Below are 20952 nucleotides of genomic sequence, written 5' to 3'. Positions count from 1 at the left end.
TTGCCCGCCGACGTCAGGTCATCGGCGCGCTGTCTCCTTCACGGTTTCTCAAAACTCCTTAAAGAATCCTTATTCCGTTGTTTCGTCGTCAGTGTGGTCAGTGCGATCCGTGCGTTTCGGCACGGGCGATGTGGGCGGGCAGGCCGCCTCCGCGCGCGTCAGGTTGGTCAGCACTTTGCCGAGCAGGCGCGAGAGTTCGGCGCGTTCCGCCGGGGTGAGGTCGGCCATCGCGTCGCGCTCGACCATGCCGGCGAAGGCGACGATCGTGTCGATCTTGGCTTCCGACGCCTCGGTCAGATACAGCAGGTGAGCGCGCTTGTCGTTGGGGTCGCGTTCACGACGCACCAATTCCTTTTCCCTGAGCCGGTCGAGCAGTCTGACGAGTGCCATGGGCGTCAACTCCATGCGTTCGGCCAGTTCGGCCTGGGTCTGTACACCGTAGCGGTGCAGCATCACCAGCACGCGGCATTGCGCACGGGTGAGATCGAAATTGCCTCGGGCGCGCCGGTCGAACAAACGCGAGTGCACCCGGGCCACGTCATGGACGAGCGTGCCGAAGCGGGACGACCAATCGATTTTCGGCATGGCGGACGTGCGCCGGCGAGGCTTCGCCGGCAGACAAATTAGTAAACAGGTTTATCATTTTGCCAGAGTCTCTCTTAGGACGGCAACTGTGGCAAATAGGTGACATGCGGACGGAACGGCGGGGCCGTTCATGGGACGTTTCGCGGGTTTTGCCCGGCGCGACGGGCATTCCGCGGGTGGCGGCTGCGCGGCGTTGCGCTCAACCGCAGTAAAAGTAAAAAGTGTAAGGAAATAAGCACTTGACACATTGCTTCGGCGGAACAAGAAAGGAATGGTGCGATGCGTTAGGCGCGACCGCCATAGCGTGGCACCTAGCCCTTTCTTGACCCTAAGGAGTGTCAATTATGTTTGACCTTTCACAAGCTTCCGACGTCCTCTCCATCACCGAAGTCGACAATTTCCCCGTCCGGGGAGCGGCGAACTTCGCCAATCAGGCGGATTTGCGCGAAGAATCGCTGCCGTTCATCGTCACCATCGCCAGTGACGAATCCGGACTGCGCGATGCCGTCGCCATGCGTCAGGCGGCTTACGGCCGCCATCTCCCGGATCTGGCCGCGACGCTGAGCGAGCCCGAGACGAGCGATCGCGAACCCGGCTCCATCGTGCTCGTGGCCCGTGCCCGTCTGGACGGTGCGGTCATCGGCACGATGCGCATCCAGACCAACCGCTATCAGGCGTTGCATCTGGAGGACTCGGCACCGTTGCCGGACTGGCTCGGCGATGCAGCACTCGCCGAAGCGACCCGTCTGGGTGTGGTGGCGGGCCCGGTGGGCCGGGCAGTGAAGACCGCGCTCTTCAAGGCGTTCTATCAGTACTGCCTGCTTTCGCGTATCGACTGGATGGTGATCACCGCGCGTCCGCCGTTGCATCGTCAGTACGAAGCGCTGATGTTCGTCGATGTGTTCCCGTCGCAGGCGCTCATTCCGATGGCGCATGTGGGCGGCATCGGTCACCGTGTGCTGGCGCTGGATGTCGCCAATGCCCGCACGCGCTGGCAAGCGGCAGGCCATCCGTTGTTCGGCTATATGTGCCTGACGCATCATCCGGACTTGCGTCTGGGCATGCCTGCCATGGATGCACCGGTCGCGTTTGACCGGTCAGCACCGGGCGAAGCCAGTGTTGGCGCGCATTTGCGGGATTTATCTTTTGGTGCCGACGCGGTAGGATGCGTACCAGCAGGCTACAGCCTGGCGGTGTAATGCCGTTATTTCAACTAACGTTGCCCCGGCGTGTGAACGACGCGATGTCGAACCTGCCGGCGGTGACGAGCAGTACGGGTGTGAGACGCCTGCCCGTGCCGGCCCTATCCAGGGCTTGGCATGGGACAGGGGCCCACCCGGCCGGCAAGACGGGCCCCTCTGGGGTTCGCCTTGCCCGGCGTACCACGCGGGGGCGACTAACGAAATAAGGGCACAAAAGGCATATGGCGGGGGATCTCGGCAACGAGCGTGACAATCACGGCCACAATGCGAACGATCTTGCCGACGAGCTGGCCAATTTTGGCAGCCCGCGGCGGCGTTGGCGCGTGACGGCGCGTCTCGACGAACTGTTTCGCACCGTATCGCTGTATGCCGTGCCCGTCGCGATCATGCTGGTCTCGGGCATCGTGTTGCTGTTTCAGGACAGTCAATATGCCGTGCGCGGCGCGACGCCGCTCGCTTTCCAGGCACTGGGCGATCTGCCCGCGACGTTGGCGCCGCCGATGGTGCAGAGCGCGCTTGAGCGCACACCGAACGTCGATCAATACAGCACGCATCTGTCTGAGACGCCGGTATGGTTTCGCGTCACCGTGCCACCGGTAGACGACGCGCAACACACCGTCATCGAATTCCCTTCACGCCACGCGCAGACGTTGGCCTGCTGGCGCAATCCGGACGCCCCGGCCATCGGCCGCGCCGATCGCAGCGATGTGAGTGGCGCGTTTCGTGTGTCGAAGGCCGGTTTCGCCATCGATTTGGGACCATTGACCGCGCCAGTCACGCTGCTTTGCGAAGGCACTTTCTCGGGCCCGGCTCATCTGTCGCTCGTCGCGTGGCCAGCCAGTGAACTTCGTATCTCCGAGAAGGAATTCCATCGCAGTAACGGGCTGCTCGAAGGCGGCTTGCTGACGCTCTCGGCGTTCGTGCTCGTCACGGCCATCATCAACAAGGAATGGCTGTACGTGCTGTTTGCGGCGTGGTTGATCGGCAACTTGCGTCTTGCCGCGAACTCGCTCGGGGCCGACACGCAATGGCTGGAGCGCGCTATTCCCACCGAGTGGGACGCGCTGGTGCGCAAGGCGACATTCGCCATCTATTACGTCCTCACGTATTCGCTCTTCACGCAACTCTTCAAGCGAGAGTTGCGCCGCGTCGGCATGAAGTGGCTCGTGATGATTCTTCAGTGGGCGGGTGTCGTGCTTTGCTGCGCGGCCATCGCGCTGCCGTATGCGCACTTCATCCCCGTGCTGTGGGCGGTGGCGGCGCTCGGTATCGCGATTGTGCTGTTCCTGCTGGTGCGCATTCTCGTGGCCACACGCTCGCGGGTCGCGATCTGGTACAGCGCGTCGCTGGCCATCGTGCTCTTTGCGACCTTCTCCGAAGTGATTGCCGCTGCGTTCAACGCGCGGGCCCTGTCGACCGCGCTCAACAGCGTGACGGCGGCGCTGTTCTCGAGTCTGATGGCGGCGCTGGCGATTGCCGAGCAGATGCGCGCCGAGCATCAGGGCAAGCTGGAAGCGCAGGCAGAACTGCGCAATGCGTACGACGTGACGCCGGTCGGTCTCTTCACGCTCAACGATCAGGGCACGTTCGTGCGGGGCAATGCCGCGCTGCATACGATGCTCGGTATTCCGGGCACCGAGGGCCGCACGTACCGCTGGGATCAGTTCTTCGGCCAGAACACCTGGCGCATGTTGCTCGACGTTGCGCAGCATAGCGACGAATCGGAGCTGGAAATCCTGTCGTTGCCGCGCGACGACGGCCGTACGAGCCGATATCTGGTCAAGGCGATCTTCGCGGACAGTCGGATCGAGGGCTCGTTGCAAGACATCACCGAGCGCGCGCGGACGATGGAGCAATTGCGATATTTGGCCGAGAACGACCCGCTCACCGGTGTCTCGAACCGGCGCGGCATCGAGAAGTCGCTGGGCGAGGCGATTCGCACGCTCTCGGACGCTCGCCCCGCGGCGCTGGCCTATCTTGATCTGGACCGCTTTAAGCTCGTCAACGATTTGTTCGGCCATGCGTCCGGCGATGAAGTCTTGCGTCAGGCATGCGACCGGATGCGCTCGCGCCTGTCGGCCGACCAGAGTGTCGGGCGAACCGGTGGCGACGAATTCATCGTGGTGTTTCGCGACGCCACCATCAAGGAAGCGGCCGCCGTGGCGCGCCGGCTGGTCGACGCGATTGCCGGCGAGCCGTACCAGATTGGCGAGCGCGCGTTTCAGGTACGCGCGTCGGCAGGGGTGATCGAGCTGACCACCGACATGCGTGTGCCCGACGCGATTTCGTCGGCAGACCGTGCTTGCCGCGAAGCCAAGAAGAGCCGGCGTGAATTGGTGGTCTACGAGCGCGGCGCAGCGGCGTTTCGCGAGCGGTTGGCCGAATTGCGCCTCATCGACGCCTTGGATGCGGGCTTGACGCCCAACACGCTCTTTCTGGAAATGCAGCCGATCATGGAGATGGCTGCGCCCAGCGGCTCGCTCAACTTCGAGGTGCTGCTGCGCATGCGCGACGGCGAGGGCAATATCGTGCCGGCCTCACGCATCATCAGCGCGGCGGAAGAGAACGGCACGATCGGCATGATCGACAAATGGGTGCTCACGAACACGCTCACGTGGATCGACTCGCACCGTGAGCGGCTGTCAAAGACACAGTTCGTGTGCGTGAACTTGTCAGGCGCATCACTCAACGACGAGCATTTCATTCGCGATATTTTTGCGACGCTGGCGGCCCACGAGCGAGCAGTCGGTCTGTTGTGCATCGAGATTACCGAGACCGTGGCGCTCCACGATCTGGACAATACGCGCCGCTTTGTCGACCGCATCCACCAGATGGGCGGGCGCATCGCGCTCGATGACTTTGGCGCGGGCTTCAGTTCTTTCTCGTATCTCAAGGATCTGGCCGTCGACGCGATCAAAATCGACGGTGCCTTCGTCAAGAGCATGGCGGCTCACCCGGCCAATCTGGCCATCGTCGAGGCGATCGTGGCGCTGGCCAAGAATCTCGGCATTCGCAGCGTGGCCGAATGGGTGGAAGATGCCGCCACGCTCGAAGCACTCTCCGAGCTGGGCGTCGACTACGTGCAGGGCTTCCTGATTGCACGTCCGCAGACGCCAGAGGCGATACTTGCCGCCGAATCGGCCGCGAGTTTCGTGCGCGACCCGCAACTGGCCGCCTTGCTCGTCGAGCTGGGTCAGGCCTACTACCCGAGCGAGCGCGGCAGCACTGCGCTGCACTAGGGTCTGTTCCCCCTACGGTCGTATGAAGTATTTCTGCCTGCCGGATTGCACGTATTCCGCGCAATGATTTATTTCCGCGAAGTTTCATTTCGGCGCCTATCTGAACGTGTCGATTTCCGCGCAAGCCCGGCAGAATGGGGCTTTGCGCTGTCAAGTGACCTCCACAAAATCGTCATCAGGACGTAACTCGTCGTAAGAATTCCACTTGGGATAAATCTTGTCCCGCGTAAAGAACGGGTGGCAGAATTTGTTCATCGACGCGACCGGAGACAAATCCGGTTCATCGGTGGCGGTTTCTGCGGGCGGGGGTGAGCGCGGAGTAGGACGGCACCGGCGATTGGCGACACGATCGACGCGCGAGAGGCAACGGGGTTAGGACCATGTACATCCACGAGATGTGCGCGGCGCGACTAGTAGACCTAACCAAAAAAACGACAATGATTTCGACACTGCTCAAACTTCTGTACCGTCACAGCCATGCCGCGAAGTGGCGGCACAACGAGCGCCTGTGGCCGCACGCGCAGATCGTGCGCGACGCGACAGGTGTTATCGAGCGCTTCACGTGGCGGGGCCGCAACGTGCCGCTGGCGCGCCGCGCCGAGTTGCAGCAACTGCGCCGGCTGCCTTGCCACATCGTCGCGAGCGGCCCGTCGGTGGCCGACATTGACTACAACGCGCTGCCGATGCATCACGTTATGGGCGTGAACGGGGCGATTGCGCTGGTCGACCGCGCACCGGTGAAATTCAATTACTACTGCCTGCTGGATGCGGGGTTTGTGCGCCAGCGTCCGGATCTGGCGCGCCGCATCGTGGCGCGCGACCTCGTGCTGTTCGTCACGCCGGTGGTGTTGGCCCGTCTGCTCGAAACCTATCCGATGTCGGCATTCGGCTGTCGCTTCTATTTGGTCGATGACATCTTCAAGCGCGGCATGGAAGCGGTGCGCACGCCTGCCGCCTTGCGCGCCGACCCGCGCGTGGCCGCCAGTGCCGCGTTCTTCGGCGACGATGGCCATCTGGGCTACAGCTTCGACATCGACAACGGATTCTTCCACGGTGGCACGGTGGCTTACTTCGCGCTGCAAGTGGCGACGTGGCTCGGTTTCTCCGAACTGTATCTGCATGGTGTCGACCTGCGCGATGCCGCACAGACGCCGCGTTTCTACGAAACGATGCAGTCGCGCGCACCGACGCGCCTCGACGCGGAATTTGCCGATCTGATCGAGCCGTCATTCCGGCAGGCGTCGCAAGTGCTGCGCTCGCGTGGCGTTCGCGTGGAGAATCTGTCTCGCGAGAGTGCGCTCGGTGACGAGATTTTCGCCAAGGTCGACTGGCGCTCGCTGCGCCGTCGCAACCTCAGTCTGGTGGTGCCGGGGGATGTCGTGCCGGCGTCGCTCACCGACGTGGCGGGGGTGCCGGCAACGCCGACGTTCCGTCCGACGGGGACCCACGGTCACAAATAACGCAATGTCTGAATGGCGTTCGGCGCGGGGGGCTCCCGCGCTGCACCGCCGCCATGTCACCGCAGTGACATAATCGTGTCGCAATTGGGCCAAGAAGGCCGCCACATCACGGTCTACCTGCTACAATCGCTCTCCGGGTTTTCCTGAAGCACGAGCGATTATGGGGTTTGGCTGGTTCGGACTGTCGACGTTTTGGTTGCTGGCGTTGTGCTGGCCTGGCGTGCGGGGTCTGCTTGGCGGTGAGATACGACTCTTCGGCCCCGGCACCCTGCGCATGCTCCTCGGCGTTCCGCTCGCCATGGTGTCGAGCGCGACGCTTGCCGCACTGACCGGCGGCGACAATCCCAGTGCCGGTGGCAGCATCGGCCAATCGTTCTCCCACGCTTTGCAAGTCACGCTTGGCGGCACGCTCGCCATGGGCGTCGCCGGCTTTGTCCTGTTGTTCTCCCTCCCGCTTGTCTTCGGCACCACTTGGTGGGGCATGTTTGCGCGCACCGGTTCGGGCAGCGCAGAAGACGATGAGGAGAGCGACGTTCCGCAGGGTTCGCGTTTCGGCAGTCGTTTGGGAAGCCATTTTGGCAGCCGTTTTGGTTTTGGCGGTGATTCCCGTGCGGACACACGTCACGAGAGCGGCTATGGCACGCGCAGTGAACCGACCCGGGGGCTGTCGCAAATGTCGTTCGACGTGCCGGAGCGTAGTGATCGCGTCGATCGCAGCGAGCGTGCCGAGCGCTTCACGCCGACGGTGGGGCAGGGCCATCACAACGTTGGCAGCCTGACCGAAGAACTCGTGCCGCGCCGCCGTGGACTCTCGGCGCAACCGCCCTGGAAACTTTCCGACGAAGAGCGTGCACGGCTTGACGCCATGCAGCCGCCGCCCCCGACGGTGCGCGGTGCCGGTCGCGCCGAGCCGTCGTTCCGGCCAACCGCTGCGGGTGGTACCCGAGCGGTATTGCCGCGCGGTGCCTATGCCGCCGGGACCAGCCGGGGCGATACGCTTCGCATGACGGAATTCGTGCGCACCGAACCGGGGGCGCAAGCGCAAGCGCAAGGGCAAGGACAGGGACGTCCGGCACCATTGCCCGGCGCGACACGTTCCCCTGCGTCGATGGCAAAAACAACCACGGCGACCGCTGCGGTTACACCGGCGTCGTCCGTTGCTGCCACCGAGGCGGCATTGCACTCCACGTCGATTGCCGGCACGGCCGCGTATCGCCGCCCGGTCGGCACGGCGCCGGCGCACTTGCGCGGCACGATCGTGCGCAGTCCCTTCCGCAAGCCGCAACTCGGTCTAGAAGATATGCCACCGCGTGGCGCTCAACCGGCGCCGGTGGTGAGTCAGGGCAATGCGTTGCCGGGATCGCGCGCGGTGGATGCATCGGCGCCAGTGTCGTCAACGGCGACACCCGTGTCGGCTCCCATGGCCGCCCCTGCGCCCACGCCAGTGTCGTCGCTGCCGAAGGCAATCATCGCTGCCCCGGTCGCCGCCGCACCCACCATGCAGGGCGCGGCGTCCTGGTCGGCTTCGCATGCGGCGACGCCGATCACTGCCGACTTCTCCGAATTTTCACCGCTGCCGTCGTTTTCACATACCGACGGTATCGCGTCGGCCGACACGTCCAGCGAACTCCCCGATGTCCCCGAGGTGCCGCCGGGTCCTACGCCGGAAATGATCGCCCGCGAGGTCGCCGCCCGCGCCGCCGAGGTGGCGCGTCAACAGGCACTGGCCGACTTGCGCGAAGAGGCCGAAGCGCTGCTGCGCGACCTGCGCTCGTGGTCGTCGGGCGACGCGCCACAAGCGATTGCCCAGAGCGTGCCGGACGCCGTGCCGCAGCCGCCTGCCGACGTAGCGCATGAGGCAGCCGCGCCGGCGATGCCGGTGGAGCAGGCGGTTGCGCCTGAACCCGAGCGGGCGATGGACGCATCGATCACGGCACAAGACGCGGTATCGCCTTTGCCCGTGCCGGTGTCAGTCACGCCGCGTCGTTCATTCGTGTTCGCTGACGTATTGGCGAGCGTTGAAACGACCTACGACCGGGACGACCACATCGGCGCTGGCGGCATAAGCACCACCATCAACACGGACACCGCCCTCGAAGGGGAGGGGAGTGCCGTCGAAGCACTCGTCGCGCCGCCGGACATCACCATGCCGCCCGATGACGACGACCTGAGCGACACGCAGCACAAGCCGCATTACGTCTTGCGCGCCGACGGCACTTGGGCGCGCACGGATGCTGCTGACGCAGACAGCGAGCCGCCGTTTGACGTGGGACCGCCTGACGTCGATCGTGTGGACGATGCCGCCGCCGACGACTGGCAAGCGTTGCCGCAGGTCACCCATACCCCTTATCAGGCCGCGTCGCCGACGATTCCGCCAGTGGTGGTGCCGAGCTTTGCGCCGGCACCCGCCATCCCGTCGTTTGCGAATTTCGCGGCGCGGCCGCCCGCCGAACCGCCCCAAGCCAATTTCACGGACGACACGCCGTACGAAGCACCCCCGCCGCGTGTGGCCGTCGATTACGATCTGCCGTCGCTTGACGAGCTGACGCCCGCGGTCGCCGTGACCGATGTGGCGCATGAAATCTCCGAAGAAGCGCTCGCGGCCGTCAGTCAGCTGATCGAACAACGGCTGGCCGAATTCAAGGTGCCGGTGACGGTGGTCGGTGCATCGGCCGGGCCGGTGATTACGCGCTTCGAAGTCGAACCGGCTGTGGGCGTGCGCGGTGCGCAGGTGGTCGGGTTGATGAAGGATCTGGCGCGCGCATTGGGTGTGACGTCGATTCGTGTCGTCGAAACGATTCCGGGCAAGACGTGCATGGGCCTCGAATTGCCCAACGCCAAGCGTCAGATGATCCGCCTGTCCGAGATTCTGGCCGCGCCGGTATTTGACGCCCATCCGTCGCGCCTTGCGCTGGCGATGGGCAAGGACATCACGGGTGAGCCCGTCGTCACCGATCTGGCACGTGCTCCGCACTTGCTGGTGGCAGGCACGACCGGTTCGGGCAAGTCGGTGGCGGTCAACGCCATGATCCTTTCGCTGCTGTACAAGGCGACACCGGACGACGTGCGGCTCATCATGATCGACCCGAAGATGCTGGAACTGTCGGTCTATGGCGGTATTCCGCACCTGCTCGCGCCGGTGGTGACCGACATGAAGCAGGCCGCCCACGCGCTGAACTGGTGCGTCGGCGAGATGGAAAAACGCTACCGCCTGATGTCCGCACTGGGTGTGCGCAATCTGGCCGGTTACAACGAAAAGATCGCCAACGCGCACGCCGCAGGCCAAAAGGTCAGCAACCCGTTCTCGCTCACACCGGACGCGCCCGAACCGCTCGATCGCCTGCCGTTCATCGTCGTGGTGATCGACGAGCTGGCCGACCTGATGATGGTCGCAGGCAAGAAGATCGAAGAGCTGATCGCGCGTCTGGCGCAGAAGGCGCGCGCGGCCGGCATTCACTTGATTCTCGCAACGCAGCGTCCGTCGGTGGATGTCATCACCGGTCTGATCAAGGCCAACATTCCCACGCGGGTCGCGTTTCAGGTGTCGTCGAAGATCGATTCGCGCACCATTCTCGACCAGATGGGCGCCGAATCGCTGCTGGGGCAGGGCGACATGCTGTTCCTGCCGCCGGGCACCGGCTACCCGCAACGGGTGCACGGCGCGTTCGTGGCCGACGACGAAGTGCATCGGGTCGTTCAGCACTGGCAGCAATACGGCGAACCGGAATACGACGAAGCGATTCTGGCGGGCGATCCTGCCGATGCCGCCTCGGCCGATCTGTTCGGCGAGGCCTCTGCCGACGCCGAGGCCGACCCGCTGTACGACGAAGCCGCTGCCTTTGTCCTCAACACCCGCCGGGCGTCGATCTCCGCAGTCCAGCGCCAATTGCGCATCGGCTACAACCGTGCCGCGCGTCTCATCGAGCAGATGGAAGCGGCCGGACTCGTCACGCCGATGGGCCGCAACGGCACACGCGAAGTGCTCGCGCCGGGCGGCACCGACTGATCTTCCCGATCTTGCAACAGATGCGCGCTACGTGAGCGCATCTGTTGCATCGCACATCTCCTCACCTCGCCCTCGTGCCCGTATCCGGTGCAAAAAAGCGTTCACGCACGTTGTGAAAGCACGCTGCTAATCGCCGTCGCTTACAACTCCCTTACGACCCGTCATCCGAGTCGAATTCTTTCGCACTCCGTTCTGACTTGCGGACACGCGCCGTACATGGCGTACAAAAGAAAACCCCTTCGAAACCCGCATGAAATGGGGCTTGCTTCGCGCAAACCCGCATCACCGTAGGGGTATTCCCGTCTTTGCGGGCAAAACTCAGGGGTCACATAATCGGCCCGCTAGGTTGGTCGTTCGAAGCGTGCTTTACGGTATCGCCCTGACACGAAATTACAAGACCGGGGCGGTGCGGCGGGGTCAGAACGAACTCGTGAATCGCGCCTCCCACGGCAGGGCCTGCGACATGGATAAGCGCCGAAAGAAAGCGTCATATCGAAACGCATCGCACCGAAGGAGACCCTTATGCAATTCCGATTCAAGCTCATGGCAGGCGCTGTCGCGTTCGCCATCTCCGCTACTACCGCATCGCTGGCCATCGCCGCCGACCCGATCAAGCTCGGCGTGTCCGGGCCGTTCACCGGCGGTTCGTCGTCGATGGGCGTGTCCATGCGTGACGGCGTGCGCCTGGCGGCTGCCGAAATCAACAAGTCGGGCGGTGTGCTGGGCCGCCAGATCGTGCTGGTCGAGCGCGACGACGAAGCCAAGAACGAGCGCGGCGTGCAAATCGCCCAAGAGCTCATCAACAAGGAAAAGGTCGTTGCCACCGTCGGTTACATCAACACCGGCGTTGCACTCGCCTCGCAGCGTTTTTATCAGGACGCCAAAATTCCGGTGTTCAACAACGTGGCCACGGGCACGGTGATCACCGACCAGTTCAAGGCCCCGCAGTATCCCGACAACTACGTTTTTCGTAACGCCGCCAAGGACAGCATTCAGGCCCCGATGATCGTGGAAGAAGCGATCACGCGCCGTGGTTTCAAGAAGCCGGCCATTCTGGCGGACTCGACCAACTACGGTCAGCTCGGCCGTGAGGATCTGGAAAAGGCACTCGCCGCGAAGGGCATCAAGCCGGTCGCCGAAGAGAAGTTCAACATCAAGGACGTCGACATGACGGCGCAGTTGCTCAAGGCCAAACAGGCCGGCGCCGACGTGATCCTGACCTACGGCATTGGCCCGGAACTGGCGCAGATCGCCAACGGCATGGCCAAGCTCGGCTGGAAGCTGCCGATCATCGGCAGCTGGACGCTCGCGATGGCGAACTACATCGACAACTCGGGTGCGAACGGCGAAGGCGCCCGTATGCCGCAGACGTTCATTCAGGAGCCGAACACGCCCAAGCGCAAGGCCTTCATCGACGCCTATCTGGCCATGTTCAAGCCGAAGAACAACCGCATCGACTCGGCGGTCTCGGCAGCGCAAGGCTACGACTCGGTCTACCTGCTGGCTGCTGCCATCAAGCAAGCCGGCGGCACCGATGGCCCGAAGGTACGTGCCGCACTGGAAGACCTGAAGGCACCGGTGGAAGGCGTGGTCACGACCTACGACCGTCCGTTCTCGCATGACGACCACGACGCCATCACGGCCAACATTCCGGTGTTCGGCGAAGTGAAGGGCGGCCGCGTCGTGTATGCCTACGACACCGACCTGAAGGCCGGCAGCAAGGTCCGCGAGAAGGTGGCTGGCAAGTAAGCCCGCCTGTGCTCGACAGGCTGCACTGAGATGCAGCCCTGACGGGTGACCCACGGCGCGCGCCGTCCACGACCCAAGCCCACGGGGAACACTCGGGCAAACGGTCTGGCGCGCGCGCCGTTGCCACACCCGCGGCCTGCCGCCGGCACTCGGGACCGGCGTGAGGCTCGTGATCCGTATGCCTCCCGTGCATCACTCGTAGGCTCGCACTCGCGAGAGAGGACCGCATGACCATCCTGATTCAACTCATCTTCAGCGGCATCGCGCTGGGGATGATCTACGCCGTGATCGCCTTCGGTTACCAACTGACGTTTGCGACGTCCGGCACCCTGAACTTCGGCCAGGGCGAAGCGCTGATGCTCGGCGCGCTGGTCGGCCTTACCCTGGTCGACACCCTTGGTCTCAATTACTGGCTGATGATCCCGATCGTGTGCCTGTTCGGCCTCGTGCAGGGCGCGTTCGTCGAGCGCATCGGCGTGAAACCCGCCTTACGCATCAAATCCGAATTCGGCTGGATCATGTCCACCATTGCGCTGGGCATCATCTTCCGCAACGTGGCGGAAAACGTCTGGGGCCGTGACGATCTGAAATTCCCGTCGCCGTTGCCCGAAGCCCCCGTCAGCGTGCTGGGCGCCAACGTGTTGCCCATGGAAATGCTGGTCGTCGTCGGCGCACTGCTGATGATGGCGGCCGTCGAGCTGTTCAACCGCCGCTCGATCTACGGCAAGGCCGTGGTGGCCACGGCCAACGACCGCGACGCGGCCGGCCTGATGGGGATCAACACGAGTCTCGTCATTACGTTCTCGTACGCGCTGTCGTCGATGGCTGCCGCGTTTGCGGGCGTGCTCGTCGCGCCGCTCACGCTCACCGGTGCCACGATGGGCGCGGTCCTCGGCCTGAAGGCGTTCGCGGTGGCGATCATCGGCGGGTTGTCGAGCGGGATGGGCGTGCTCGTCGGTGGTCTGATTCTCGGCATTGCCGAGACGACCACGGCGTTTTATGTGTCGACCGGCTACAAAGATGTGCCGGGCCTCGTGCTGCTGTTGCTCGTTCTGGCCGTGAAGCCGGCGGGCCTGTTCGGCAAGACCGCGATCAAGAAGGTGTAACCATGACCGCACAGACCACCACCTCCCGCGAGGCCGGCGATCTCGGCGGCCTGCGCATGACCGCGAAGCTCGCGGGCATCGTCGGCATTCTCGCGCTGTTCGGCTTTCCGCTCGCCGTCGGCAACCCGTATTACATCCACATGATCGAGACGATCATGATCTACGCGATCCTGCTCTTCGGGCTGGATATCGTCGTGGGCTACACGGGGCAGGTATCGTTGGGCCACGCCGGCCTGTTCGGTATCGGTGCCTATGTGGCGGGCGTGTTCTTCGCCAAGCTCGGACTCTCGCTCTGGCTGGCGCTGCCGGCGGCCATTCTGGTCACGGCCGCGTTCGGCGCAATTCTCGCGTTGCCTGCACTGCGGGTGATCGGGCCGTATCTGGCCATGGTGACGCTGGCGTTCGGCACCATCATCCAGATTCTCATCAACGAGATGGACTTCCTCACTTCGGGGCCGCTCGGCATCAAGCTCACCAAGCCGCTCATCGGCGGGCATCTGATGGATGAAGTCGAGTACTACTGGCTGGTGGCGGTATTGCTGCTGCTGAGCATGCTGGTGGCGCATCGCATCCTGAAGTCGCACCTTGGCCGTGCCTTCGAGGCACTGCGCGATTCGCCGGTGGCGTCGGACTGTATGGGCGTGTCGGTGTATCGCTACAAGGTGTATGCGTTCGTGATCAGTGCCGGTTTCGCCGGTCTCGCAGGCAGCCTCTATGCCTACTCCGAGCAGTACATTTCGCCGAACACGTACAACTTCGAGTTGACGATTCTGTTCCTGCTCGCCGTGATCATGGGCGGTCGCAAGACGCGCAGCGGCTCGCTGCTGGGGGCGGCCATCATCGTGCTGCTGCCGCAGTTGCTCGATGACATCGCGACCTTCCGTATCGTGGCCACCGCCATCGCCGTGGTGACCACGGGTGTCGCCGTCACCGCCATCGCACGCGGACGCACGAGCCTCGCCAAAGCCGCCGTGCCGATCGTCGGCACGATCGCACTGGCGAGTGTGACCTGGTGGCGCGACAACATCACCGACTGGCGTCTGACGATTTTCGGTCTGATGATTCTGTTCGTCGTGTACTACCTGCCCGATGGCATCGTTGGCTTCCTGCGTGCCAAGGTCATGAATCGCCGCCGGGCAAGTACGGTGTCGGCGGCGCAGATCGACGAAGGCGCCGGGAGTACCACCGACCCGGTACTGGCAGCGGCTGCCAGCGGCCCGGAAGAGTTGCTCAAGGTGCGCCAGCTGCTCATGCAGTTCGACGGTCTCAAGGCGCTCAATCAGGTGGACCTGACGGTCAAGCGTGGCACGATTCACGGCTTGATCGGCCCCAACGGCTCGGGCAAGAGCACGATGATGAACGTGCTCACGGGCATTTACGTGCCCACGGCCGGCAGCATCGAGTTCGCCGGGCAGTCGCTGGCCGGGCGTACGTCGGCAGACATCGCGCTCTCGGGCGTGGCACGGACGTTCCAGAACGTGCAGTTGTTCGGCGAAATGACGGCGCTCGAAAACGTGCTCGTGGGGTTGCATCACACGTTCGGCTCGACGCTGGTCGATGTGTCGTTGCGACTGCCGCGTTACAAGCGCGAAGAAGGCGGGGCACGTGCACGGGCGATGCGGCTGCTGGAGTTCGTGGGGCTGGCACCGCTGGCCGACGAGGAAGCGCGCAATCTGCCGTACGGCAAGCAGCGTCTGCTGGAGATCGCACGGGCACTGGCGCTGGATCCGCGCTTGCTGTTGCTCGACGAGCCGGCGGCGGGGCTTACGGCACCCGATATTCGCGAGTTGCTCACGATCATTCGCAAGATCCGCGACCACGGCATTACGGTCATCCTGATCGAGCACCACATGGACGTGGTCATGAGCACGTGCCAGACGGTGTCCGTGCTCGACTTCGGGCAGAAAATCGCGGAAGGGCTGCCGGCACAGATTCAGGCCGATCCGAAGGTGATCGAAGCCTATCTGGGCGGCGCAACGACGACTCACTGACGCGCGCCATGTCACGGGGGCCGGCCGGATCGGTGCCCGTGACGTATCAGGCAGCCACGAACTCACGGAACTCCTATGCTTTCCATTCGTAATCTGCAAGCCGGCTACGGCAAAGTGCAGGTACTGCACGGCATCGATATCGATGTGCCGGGCGGCCAGGTCATCACGCTGATCGGCTCGAACGGGGCCGGCAAGACCACGACCATGCGCGCCGTGTCGGGCATGATCAAGCCGACCTCCGGTGAAATCACCCTCGGCGAGAAGCGTATCGACGGGCTCGATTCGCATCGCATCGCCAAGCTCGGCCTTGCGCACTCGCCGGAAGGCCGGCGCGTTTTCGCCACCATGTCGGTGACCGATAATCTGCGCCTCGGCGCGTTTCCGCGCTTGACCGGCAGCCGCCCGCGCGGCGACGTGGCCGCCGACCTCGACCGCGCGATGGATCTGTTCCCACGCCTGAAAGAACGCCGCAACCAGTTGGCCGGTACGCTTTCGGGCGGCGAGCAGCAGATGCTCGCCATGGCCCGCGCGGTGATGCTTCGCCCGGACATCGTGCTGCTCGATGAGCCGTCGATGGGCCTCGCGCCGATTCTGGTCGACGAAGTGTTCCGCATCATCGGCAACCTCAAGTCCGAGGGCGTGACGATGTTGCTCGTCGAACAGTTCGCGGCAGCGGCGCTGGCCGTCGCCGACTACGGCTACGTGCTGGAAAACGGCCGCATCTCGGTGCACGGCCCGGCAGAAAGTCTGCGCAACGACGACGCCGTGCGCGCGGCGTACCTCGGCGGCGGCCACTAAACGAAAAACGGGCGGCCTGTGAGGGCCGCCCGCTTGGTTTGCTGTTTCGGTGGTTTCTGCGTTGCTTCGCTGGCTTTTCAGTGGCCTGCTTCAGCGGTTCACGTCCACCACCACCCGGCCGTGAATTTCCCCCTTCACGATGCGTTGCCCGATGCCGATGGCGTCGTGCAGGCTGACGTCGTGCGAAATGCCCCCGAGTTTTTGCGGTTCGAGATCGCGCGCCAGACGCTGCCAGGCTTGTTCGCGCAGTGCGTGCGGTGCCATCACGCTATCGATCCCGTGCAGCGTAATGCCGCGCAGGATGAACGGCGCCATGTTGGCCGGGAAGTCCATGCCTTGTGCGAGACCGCACGCCGTTGCCACGCCGTCATAGCGCAACTGGGCGCAGGCGTTCACGAGCGTGTGTGACCCCACCGAGTCGACCACGGCGGCCCAGCGCTCTTTCTGAAGCGGTTTGCCGGGGGCGGAAAGCAGATTGCGGTCGATGACTTCCGCGGCGCCGAGCGTCTTCAGATAGTCGGCCTCGTGAAGTTTGCCGGTCGAGGCGACCACGCGATACCCGAGCGAACTGAGTAGCGCGATGGCCACCGAGCCCACCCCGCCAGAGGCTCCCGTCACCAGCACATCCCCATGGCGTGGAGACACGCCGCTACGCTCCAGCGCCATCACCGACAACATCGCCGTGTAGCCGGCGGTGCCGATCGCCATCGCATCGCGGGGCGTCAGGCGCCCGGGCAGGCGTACCAGCCAGTCGCCCTTGAGGCGGGCCTTTTGCGCCAGACATCCCCAGTGCGTCTCGCCGACACCATAGCCATTGAGCACGAACCGATCGCCCTTGTGCCATGCCGGGTGCGACGATTCGAGCACCGTACCGGCGCCATCGATGCCTGCGACCATCGGCCAGTGGCGCACGACCGGTGCGCGGCCAGTGATCGCCAGACCGTCCTTGTAATTGATGGTGGAGTAATCGATGGCGACGAGCACGTCGCCATCGGCAGGGAGTGCGTCATCTTCCAGTGCGGTGACGGCGGCCTGTGTGGCACCGTCGGATTGCGTCAGCAAAATTGCGTTGAACATGCCGTGACGTCTCCGAAGCTAAGGGGGACTTGCCTGACTTGCGGGTGTCGGTTACTGCGTTCGACGTTTCATGACAGGCGGGCAGCGGCCGTGATCGCTTCGCGGGTTTCTCGCGTGAGTACGCCGATCAATTCTGCTGCGGGCAACACCCGGGCGAGCGGCGCCGCTTGTCCGGCCCATTGTGCCGCATAGCTGCTGTCCTTATGCGCCTTTGCAGCTGCATTGAGCGACTTGCCGGCATCGTACGTAATCGGATAGTCGGGAATCGCCGGGCGTCCGGCAACGTGTTCGAGTTCCCAGAAACGATTCGCGAACCCGCGTGCCGGGCGGCCCGAGATGGCGCGGATCAGCGCGGTGCGGGGCGGTTCACTACGCGTGAGCGCTTCGCGATAGGCGGCATCCGCGCTGGACTCCGGGCAAAGCAAGAACGCCGTGCCCAATTGCGCGGCCTGTGCGCCGAGTGCGAGCACGGCGGCAATGCCTGCGCCGTCCATGATGCCGCCCGTCGCGATCACCGGCAGCGACGTCAGCGAGACGAGCCGCCGCACCAGTGCGAACGTGCCCAGCTGCTCGTCTTGCGTGCGCTGACGGTCGCCTTCGTCGTTGAAGCGTCCGCGATGCCCGCCCGCTTCCCAGCCTTGGGCGACGATGGCATCGATGCCGGCCGCCTCGATGGCGGCGGCTTCCTCTTCGTTCGTGGCGCTCGCGAACAGCACGATGCCCGCTGCTTGCAACGCATCGATCCAGTCTTGCGGGGGCAAGCCGAAGTGGAAGCTGATGACGGCGGGGCGTTCTTCGAGAAACATTTCGTACATCGCCACGTCTTCCACGAAGCTCAGATAGATTTCGCGCAGCGACGCGGGCGGCTTCGCGTCGAATCGTGCGAACTCCGGCGCCAGATAGTCGAGCCATGCGGCTTCGCGCGCGGCGTCGGCCTTGGCCGGCACGTGCGTGAAGACATTGACGTTGAAGGGGCGGTCGGTCAGTGCGCGTGTCTGCCGGATGACGTCGCGTGCCGCCGTGGCGTCAATATTGCCGACGGCCAGAGAGCCAAGGCCGCCGGCGTTGGAGACGGCAGCAGCCAATGCAGGTGTGGAAGCCACAGCCATCGGTGCCTGAATGATTGGTGTCGTCAGGCCAAGGCGCTCAGTGAGGCGAAGTGTTGTTGTCATGCGTGACTCCGCGCTCAAAGGGATTCGGCAAGTTCGCGCAGGGCGTCGAACGTCTCATGCAACTCGGCGCGCAGCACACCCACGAGCTCTGCCGCAGGCATCGCCCGGGCCAACGGGGCGGCCTGACCGGCCCACTGAGCAGCGTAATCGCTATTGCCCTTGGCTTTCGCGGCGGCATTGAGCGCCTTGCCCGCGTCGTACGTCACCGGATAGGCGGGCAGCAGCGGACGCTCGGCCGCTTCTTCAAGTTCATACAGGCGGTTGGCGAAACCCCGCGCTGGGCGGCCGGAGATTGCGCGAATCATCGCAGTGCGCGGCGGATGACCACTCGTCAATCGTTCGCGATACGCGGCATCGGCGGCTGATTCCGGGCACCCCACGAAAGCCGTGCCGAGTTGCGCGGCCTGTGCACCGAGCGCCAGAACGGCTGCGATACCCGCGCCGTCCATGATGCCGCCGGCCGCAATCACCGGTAGCGACGTATGCGTTACGAGCAGACGCACCAGCGCCAGCGTGCCCAGCTGTTCGTCATCCGTTGTCACGCGGTCGCCAAGATCCTCGAAGCGTCCACGATGGCCACCGGCTTCATAACCTTGCGCGACGACCGCGTCGATACCGGCGGCTTCAACCGCGCGTGCTTCGGCCAGATTCGTCGCCGTGGCGAACAACGTGATGCCTGCGGCATGCAGCGCATCGATCTTGGCTTGCGAGGGCAGGCCGAAGTGGAAGCTGACGACAGCCGGGCGCTCTTCGAGCAGCATTTCGAACATGGCGTCGTCGGCGACAAAGCTCATGTAGATCTCGCTGAGCGTGGCGGGCGGTGTGGCGTCGAAGCGGGCGAACTCGGGGGCGAGATAGGCCAGCCACGCTGCGTCGCGCGACGTGTCGAGCTTGGCGGGAGCGTGACAGAAGAGATTGACGTTGAACGGCTTGCGCGTGAGGGCGCGCGTGTCGTGAATGGCTTTGCGAGCGGTATCGGCGTTCCCCGATGCGACACCCAGCGAACCGAGTCCGCCAGCGTTCGAGACGGCAGCGGCCAGTGCGGGCGTGGAGGTGCCGGCCATGGGTGCCTGAATGATCGGGGTGAGCAAGCCGAGACGTTCGGTGAGCGGGTGAGAAGCGAGGGAGCTACGCATGGCGATCTGCACCTTTCAATGGTCGGTGGGGTCGTTGGGGGCGGCGGCCATGAGGCCACCGGGGTCGAGCCGACAAAGCAGGGAGTATGTCCACTATGGCATACGTCCATCGCGATAAAAGATACCACTGAAATACATCTTTGTGCCAGCCACCCGTCTGAAATAACGGGGTGGCGGGCCGCTGCGATTGGCGTCAGGCGTCGTGCGAATCGTCGGCGTTGTTATCTGCTGCATCGTCCGCCGTGTCGGGCGCTCCCATCAAGTCGGCAGCCCGTGAGCGTGCCATGTCGGCACGGCGGAAGTAGCCGACGACCGTCGCCACGCTGGTGTGTCCGGTCATCGCCATGGTCTCGGCCAACGGCACTTGCTGGTGTGCCGCTTCGGTGACAAAGCCGGAGCGCAGCGAGTGCGCAGAGAAGTCCCCTTCAAGCCCTGCCAGTTGGCAGCGCTCGCGCACGATGTCACGCACGGCGGCTTCCGAAAGCGGTTCGCCGACGTGACCGCCCCGCCGCACTCGCCGAAATATCGCGCCCTCGGCAATACCGCTGGCCGCCAGCCAATCCGTCATCGCGGCGGCGGCGGCACCCGTCACGGGTTTGTCGTTTTCCGCGAGATCGGCGCCGTGCTGGTTGGTCTTCGACCACGCGAGTGTGAACACGTAACTTTCCGGTCCGGTGCGTCGCAAGTTCTCGCAGCTCGCGCGCACGACTTCCGAGCGCCGGCGGCCGCCGCTGGCCCAAGCGAAGAGCAGCAATGCGCGATCGCGTTTGCCGCGCAGCGAATCGTCACACGTTGCCAGCAGGGCGCGCAGCGGCTCGCGCGTCAGGGCGTCTTTCTTCGTCGTACGTACACCGCGTTTTGCATAGGCGCGACGCGTTTTGGCGAGCAGCTCACGTACCGCAGGGTCCGCGCAGGGGTTGGGCAATTCGCGCGAAGTGTGGAGCTTGGCGATGACGCTCACCCGATGCAGCAGCGTCGCCAATGCGGGCGGCCCGGGGCGTGCCTTGACACCTTCGGCGACGAGCGCGGCGTCCAGCGCGGCGGGCATCTCGGTCGTCAGCCCGTGTTTGCCTTGATGCATGGCGTGATCGACGACGAATTGCACGATGACGGCGGGTGATAACGGCAGCGACATCTCAAGCGATTGCGAGGCCATTTCCGCATTGCCAGCGGCCCCATAGCGCAGCCGATACCAACGCAACCAGTACCGCATGGCCGATTGATAGCTTTGGCGCGTATTCGGCGAATCGCCTTCGCGGACGAGGGCGCGGGCCGCATCGCGGGCATCGGCATCAAGTTTGGCCGGATCGAGGGGCGCGGGCAGGCGAGAGGCTGGCGCCGTCACAGATGCGTCGCGGCGACTCGATTTCGTGGGTGGCGCGCCGTCGGATGGGGTGTGAGAGGTAATTTTTCTACCTGACATATGATTTC

Annotated in this window: 13 protein-coding genes; 8 read left to right on the top strand and 5 right to left on the bottom strand. The window is 64.3% G+C overall.

The window, feature by feature from the left end:
• Nucleotides 1–69: 69 nt before the first annotated feature.
• A complete protein-coding gene (locus CDV46_RS26360) occupies nt 70–585 on the bottom strand; it encodes a MarR family winged helix-turn-helix transcriptional regulator (protein ID WP_087726016.1) in 516 nt (171 codons plus the stop codon).
• A 344-nt stretch (nt 586–929) separates the two neighbouring features.
• Here CDV46_RS26360 and CDV46_RS26355 point away from each other — a divergent pair, with 344 nt between their 5' ends.
• The 8 genes from CDV46_RS26355 to CDV46_RS26320 all read left to right on the top strand — a co-directional run bounded on the left by CDV46_RS26355 (nt 930) and on the right by CDV46_RS26320 (nt 16136).
• Nucleotides 930–1784 carry an N-acyl amino acid synthase FeeM domain-containing protein gene (locus CDV46_RS26355; RefSeq protein WP_087726015.1) on the top strand — a complete coding sequence of 285 codons (855 nt, stop codon included), beginning with the start codon at nt 930–932 and terminating at the stop codon, nt 1782–1784.
• 224 nt (nt 1785–2008) lie between these two features.
• Entirely contained in the window at nt 2009–5026 is a 3018-nt protein-coding gene (locus CDV46_RS26350) for a putative bifunctional diguanylate cyclase/phosphodiesterase (RefSeq protein WP_087689011.1), read from the top strand.
• A 437-nt stretch (nt 5027–5463) separates the two neighbouring features.
• Nucleotides 5464–6486: a hypothetical protein gene (locus CDV46_RS26345; protein ID WP_087689010.1), complete on the top strand. Its 1023-nt coding sequence runs from the start codon at nt 5464–5466 to the stop codon at nt 6484–6486.
• 160 nt (nt 6487–6646) lie between these two features.
• Nucleotides 6647–10492 (top strand): DNA translocase FtsK, encoded by a 3846-nt coding sequence (locus tag CDV46_RS26340; RefSeq protein WP_087726014.1) that lies wholly within the window; start codon nt 6647–6649, stop codon nt 10490–10492.
• A 522-nt stretch (nt 10493–11014) separates the two neighbouring features.
• The gene (locus tag CDV46_RS26335; RefSeq protein WP_087689009.1) at nt 11015–12241 is read left to right on the top strand and encodes an ABC transporter substrate-binding protein; all 1227 of its coding nucleotides are present in this window, start codon (nt 11015–11017) and stop codon (nt 12239–12241) included.
• Between the two features lie 227 nt (nt 12242–12468).
• Nucleotides 12469–13347, top strand: a complete 879-nt coding sequence (locus CDV46_RS26330; protein WP_058378854.1) for a branched-chain amino acid ABC transporter permease — start codon at nt 12469–12471, stop codon at nt 13345–13347.
• Between the two features lie 56 nt (nt 13348–13403).
• Nucleotides 13404–15338 (top strand): branched-chain amino acid ABC transporter ATP-binding protein/permease, encoded by a 1935-nt coding sequence (locus CDV46_RS26325; RefSeq protein ID WP_087726114.1) that lies wholly within the window; start codon nt 13404–13406, stop codon nt 15336–15338.
• A 75-nt stretch (nt 15339–15413) separates the two neighbouring features.
• Nucleotides 15414–16136 carry an ABC transporter ATP-binding protein gene (locus tag CDV46_RS26320; RefSeq protein WP_087689008.1) on the top strand — a complete coding sequence of 241 codons (723 nt, stop codon included), beginning with the start codon at nt 15414–15416 and terminating at the stop codon, nt 16134–16136.
• Nucleotides 16137–16226: 90 nt separating this feature from the next.
• On the opposite strand, the gene acuI is transcribed toward CDV46_RS26320, so the two are convergent.
• From acuI to CDV46_RS26300, 4 genes are all read right to left on the bottom strand, one after another.
• Complete coding sequence (gene acuI, locus CDV46_RS26315; protein ID WP_087689007.1) at nt 16227–17213, bottom strand: acrylyl-CoA reductase (NADPH); 987 nt, start codon at nt 17211–17213, stop codon at nt 16227–16229.
• A 68-nt stretch (nt 17214–17281) separates the two neighbouring features.
• Nucleotides 17282–18385 carry an NAD(P)H-dependent flavin oxidoreductase gene (locus CDV46_RS26310; protein WP_087726013.1) on the bottom strand — a complete coding sequence of 368 codons (1104 nt, stop codon included), beginning with the start codon at nt 18383–18385 and terminating at the stop codon, nt 17282–17284.
• 14 nt (nt 18386–18399) lie between these two features.
• The gene (locus CDV46_RS26305; RefSeq protein WP_087726012.1) at nt 18400–19521 is read right to left on the bottom strand and encodes an NAD(P)H-dependent flavin oxidoreductase; all 1122 of its coding nucleotides are present in this window, start codon (nt 19519–19521) and stop codon (nt 18400–18402) included.
• Nucleotides 19522–19714: 193 nt separating this feature from the next.
• The gene (locus tag CDV46_RS26300; RefSeq protein ID WP_254916233.1) at nt 19715–20866 is read right to left on the bottom strand and encodes a site-specific integrase; all 1152 of its coding nucleotides are present in this window, start codon (nt 20864–20866) and stop codon (nt 19715–19717) included.
• Nucleotides 20867–20952: the final 86 nt, after the last annotated feature.

This window comes from Pandoraea sp. PE-S2T-3 (genome assembly GCF_002179965.1).
Lineage (GTDB): Bacteria > Pseudomonadota > Gammaproteobacteria > Burkholderiales > Burkholderiaceae > Pandoraea.
This window is presented reverse-complemented; position numbering and strand designations above follow the sequence as displayed.